2 protein-coding genes are annotated in these 4,833 nt (G+C 65.5%); both read left to right on the top strand.

Features of this window, described 5'->3' with window-relative positions:
• Positions 1–647: 647 nt before the first annotated feature.
• Entirely contained in the window at positions 648–1,643 is a 996-nt protein-coding gene (locus FJ954_RS31405) for a DUF4347 domain-containing protein (protein ID WP_181177956.1), read from the top strand.
• Positions 1,547–4,833, top strand: a 3,287-nt coding sequence (locus FJ954_RS31400; RefSeq protein WP_140666033.1) for a DUF4347 domain-containing protein, incomplete at its 3' end; no start/stop codon positions are given. The genes FJ954_RS31405 and FJ954_RS31400, both read left to right, overlap by 97 nt.

Genomic DNA, 4,833 nt, shown 5'->3' with positions numbered 1-4,833 from the left:
CCTGGCGCCGGCTACGCCAGCAACGACCATACCGTCAAGGCGACCCTCAAGGATCTCTTGAAGCCACATGAGTGAGCGGCGAACGGACTGGACGGTAATTGGTCCAGGTTGAAAAAAGGACGCGCGGGCTTCGCTGGAAGCCCGCGCGTTTATCATTCTTCCTTGTCAGCTCGTGCAGCGTTCCTGCAGCGCCTGGGTCCGGCCGATCATGGTCAGCCGCCTGGGAATATTGCCGAATAGCAGCAACTGAAAGGAAGCCGGCAAGTCTATTTTCAGGAACGGTATGCGCTGGTGGGCGCCTCAGTATTGATCGAGGCCTGCTGCCTCGTTCCCGGCAATTTACCAATTCTCTACTTAATAGTTTACAAATCGCTAATTTTCGAATTTACTTATATATGGGTATAGAGGGTGCCCGCAGATCGCACGGTCAGTGGCCGCAAGGTCTGTGCAGGTGGGTTGGACAGGGATCGGGTAGCACGGCAATTTCGCGCATGAAGAAGGGGCGTCTACAGGGCGCGCCGTGACATGTCGCGTCCATGCCTATGCTTCGGCGGAAGGCGGACGGTTTCCCATTCCGGAGTTCACTCACGAGATGACGTCGAAACATCGGCGGCATGGGTGTCAGGAGTGGGGTGGCTGTGAGTCAAATGTTGTCGCGTGTGCCCCGTGGGGGCGTTGGTGCATTCCCGCGGTTCGATGGGCGCCGGATCGATCCGCTGCCGGACGCTGCAACCGATCGCCTGAATGCGCCGACCGATGCCCTCCGGGCCTCCGAACTCCTTTTCGTCGATCCCTCCGTATCCGATCTCGGCACGATCCTCGCCAACCTGAGGCCTGAGGTCGAGGCGATCCTGCTCGACGCCGAGCGCCCGGCAACGCGGCAGGTGGCGATGGCCCTCGAAGGGCGCCAGAGCCTCGACGCGGTGCACGTCATCGCGCACGGCGCGCCAGGGCGGGTGAGCTTCGCGGCCGGCGAATGGTCGGCCGGGACGCTGGGCCACGATGAGCTCGACCTCGCCACCATCGGACGAGTCCTGGGCGGAATTGGCGAACTGCTTCTGTGGAGCTGCAACGCCGGAGTTGGTGCCGCCGGAACGAATTTCATCGATGCGCTGTCGTGCGCGACGGGAACGCCGGTTGCGGCGGCGAACGACTTGGTTGGGTCGCCGGCGCTTGGCGGGCGATGGGAACTGAACATTCGGACAGAGAACGCAGCGGCGCGGCCGCCGCTGACCCGGGGGGGCATCATGAACTACGCAGCAGTTCTGGCTGTGCCATTGACGTCGACCGGCCAAGGCGAACGGCTCACCGTGTTTGGTCAGTGGGCGACCGGCACGGCGGCTGGAACGTATTTCATCGTTCTGAATGACGGGGGGACGCTGAATATCATCGGGCAATTTATTGTTCCGACAAATTTGGGCGGCACTTTTGCGATCTCCGAGGCTCTTCCCGCTGGACGGTACATTGTTGGTCCGAGCGCTCCAGGTCCGAACACCATCGCCGTCTACAATGGCAGTTGGAGTTCGACAGGCAAGAACGCCGGGACATGGTCCGTCGGCGATTTCAATTCGGCAATAACGGCAACCCTCAACAACATAGGCGACGCCACCCCGAACCAAGCTGGCCGGGGGATAGCAAGATGAAAAGCGCTCGCGAAATCGTCTTCATCGATCCGTCAGTCGCCGAGATCCCCGCGCTCATTGCCGGGCTGAGGCCGAGCGTCCAGCCCGTGCTTCTCAGCGGCGCGACGCCCGCTTCGCAGGAGATCGCGCACGCTTTGCGCGGTCGCAAAGGTCTTGATGCCATCCACATCGTCGTCCACGGCCGCTCGGGCGAACTCAGATTCAGCGATGGCGCGCTTTCTCTCGCCAACATAAATCGGCATTCGGATGATCTCGCGGCGATCGGTCATGCCCTGGGGCCTGACGGCGATCTGTTGCTGTGGGGTTGCAGCACAGGCGAAGGCGCCCGTGGGGAGGCGTTTGTCGCCGCGCTATCGCGAGCGACCGGCGCGCCCGTAGCGGCGGCGACGGGTCTCGTCGGCGCGGCAGCGCTCGGCGGAAAGTGGGAGCTGGAGGCGCTGCCGGGTCGAACTGCGGCGCGACCGCCGCTAACGGTGATGGCGACGGAGCAATATGCGGGGGTGCTCGCCGAAACGATAAATGTAACCAGTGCGGGTATCTGGTACCTCTATGGATCTTGGCCTACCAACACAACAGCGGGGACATATTTTGTAGTAATTACCAATAGCTCTGGCGCACAGACGGTCGTCGGTAACTTTGTCGTTCCCGCAGGCAATGCGGCAGGTAATTATACTATCCCAGTATTTCTTTTTAATACTGGGAATTATGACGTCGGTGACGCTTCTGTCGGAAGCCCGGCGCCCGGTACTTTTGATATTAGTGTATACAACGCGACCTTCAATTCGAGCAACGGCTCAGGTGCAGGACAGTATACAGTCAACAATGAACAGATCGGATCAATAACCACCAGTATGCTGGCTGCCAATGCCACTGGTGCGACCGGTGCCACAGGTTCGACGGGTTCGACAGGTGCTACCGGTGCGACAGGCGCTACTGGTTCCACCGGCGCTACGGGTTCGACCGGCGCTATGGGTTCGACTGGCGCTACGGGTTCGACCGGCGCTACGGGTTCGACTGGCGCTACGGGTGCAACCGGCGCCACGGGTTCGACTGGCGCGACTGGCGCCACAGGCGCGACCGGCGCCACGGGCTCGACCGGAGCCACTGGGTCGACCGGTGCCACAGGCTCGACCGGCGCTACTGGTTCGACCGGCGCCACGGGCTCGACCGGCGCTACGGGTGCGACCGGTGCCACAGGTTCGACGGGCACCACAGGTTCGACGGGCGCGACGGGTTCGACTGGCGCCACAGGTTCCACCGGTGCCACGGGTTCGACAGGCGCCGCGGGTGCGACCGGCGCTACCGGCGCCACAGGTGCGACCGGCGCTACCGGCGCCACGGGTTCGACCGGCGCAACCGGAGCCACAGGTGCGACAGGCGATACGGGTGCCACAGGTTCGACCGGAGCCACGGGCGCGACTGGCGATACCGGAGCCACAGGCTCGACCGGTGCAACCGGAGCCACGGGTGCGACCGGCGACACAGGAGCCACGGGCTCAACCGGTGCCACCGGGGCCACTGGTGCGACCGGCGATACAGGCGCCACGGGTGCGACTGGCGATACGGGCGCTACAGGTTCGACTGGAGCAACCGGCGCCACAGGTGCGACCGGCGATACAGGCGCTCCAGGTTCGACCGGCGCAACTGGAGCCACAGGTGCGACCGGCGATACGGGTGCAACAGGTTCGACTGGAGCAACAGGTGCCACCGGTTCGACTGGAGCAACAGGTGCCACCGGTTCGACCGGAGCCACAGGTGCGACCGGCGCAACCGGAGCCACAGGTGCTACTGGCGACACGGGCGCCACAGGGGCGACCGGGGCCACAGGCGCGACCGGCGATACGGGTGCGACGGGCTCGACTGGAGCAACCGGAGCCACCGGTGCGACCGGATCCACTGGTGCCACGGGCTCGACTGGAGCAACCGGAGCCACGGGTGCCACAGGTTCGACTGGAGCCACCGGAGCTACAGGCGCGACCGGTGACACAGGCGCCACGGGTTCGACTGGAGCCACGGGCTCAACTGGAGCTACCGGCGCCACAGGTTCGACTGGCGCAACCGGAGCCACAGGCGCGACCGGGGATACGGGTGCCACAGGTTCGACCGGCGCAACCGGAGCCACAGGCGCGACCGGGGATACAGGCGCCACGGGCTCGACTGGCGCGACCGGCGCCACCGGTTCGACCGGTGATACAGGTGCGACGGGCTCGACTGGTGAAACCGGAGCCACAGGCGCGACCGGCGATACGGGCGCTACAGGCTCGACCGGCGCAACCGGAGCCACAGGCGCGACCGGGGATACAGGCGCCACGGGCTCGACCGGCGCAACCGGAGCCACAGGTTCGACCGGCGATACGGGTGCCACGGGCTCGACTGGAGCAACCGGAGCCACAGGTGCCACCGGTGATACGGGTGCCACGGGCTCAACCGGAGCAACCGGCGATACAGGCGCCACGGGTTCGACCGGAGCGACAGGTTCGACCGGAGCTACAGGCTCGACCGGCGCAACCGGAGCCACGGGTGCGACTGGCGATACCGGTGCCAGGGGCTCGACTGGAGCAACCGGAGCCACGGGCTCTACCGGTGGAACCGGCGCCACAGGTGCAACTGGCGACACAGGCGCCACAGGTTCGACCGGAGCAACAGGTGCCACAGGCGCGACCGGCGATACGGGCGCGACGGGCTCGACTGGAGCTACAGGCTCGACCGGCGCAACCGGAGCCACAGGTGCGACCGGTGATACGGGCGCCACAGGCTCGACCGGAGCAACGGGAGCCACAGGCGCGACCGGCGACACGGGTGCCACGGGCTCAACCGGCGATACAGGCGCCACGGGTTCGACCGGAGCGACAGGTTCGACCGGAGCTACGGGTTCGACTGGAGCTACAGGCTCGACCGGCGCCACCGGCGATACCGGCGCCACAGGTTCGACCGGAGTAACCGGAGCCACAGGTGCGACCGGCGATACAGGCGCCACCGGTTCAACCGGAGCAACAGGTGCCACAGGGGCGACCGGCGATACGGGCGCGACGGGCTCGACCGGCGCAACTGGAGCCACGGGTTCGACCGGCGATACAGGTGCCACGGGATCTACCGGATCAACCGGCGCTACAGGATCTACTGGTGCCACGGGCGACACAGGCTCGACTGGTGCCACAGGTGCAACCGGTGATACGGGTGCCACGGGCTC

Source organism: Mesorhizobium sp. B2-3-15 (assembly GCF_006442875.1).
Taxonomy (GTDB): Bacteria; Pseudomonadota; Alphaproteobacteria; order Rhizobiales; family Rhizobiaceae; genus Mesorhizobium; species Mesorhizobium australicum.
Note: the sequence above shows the minus strand (reverse complement) of the source record. Positions and strands in the feature narration are given on the sequence as shown.

Excerpts from the sequence above, each read along its gene's own strand:
- FJ954_RS31405 (WP_181177956.1), top strand. The coding sequence starts at position 648 with ATGTTGTCGCGTGTGCCCCGTGGGGGCGTTGGTGCATTCCCGCGGTTC.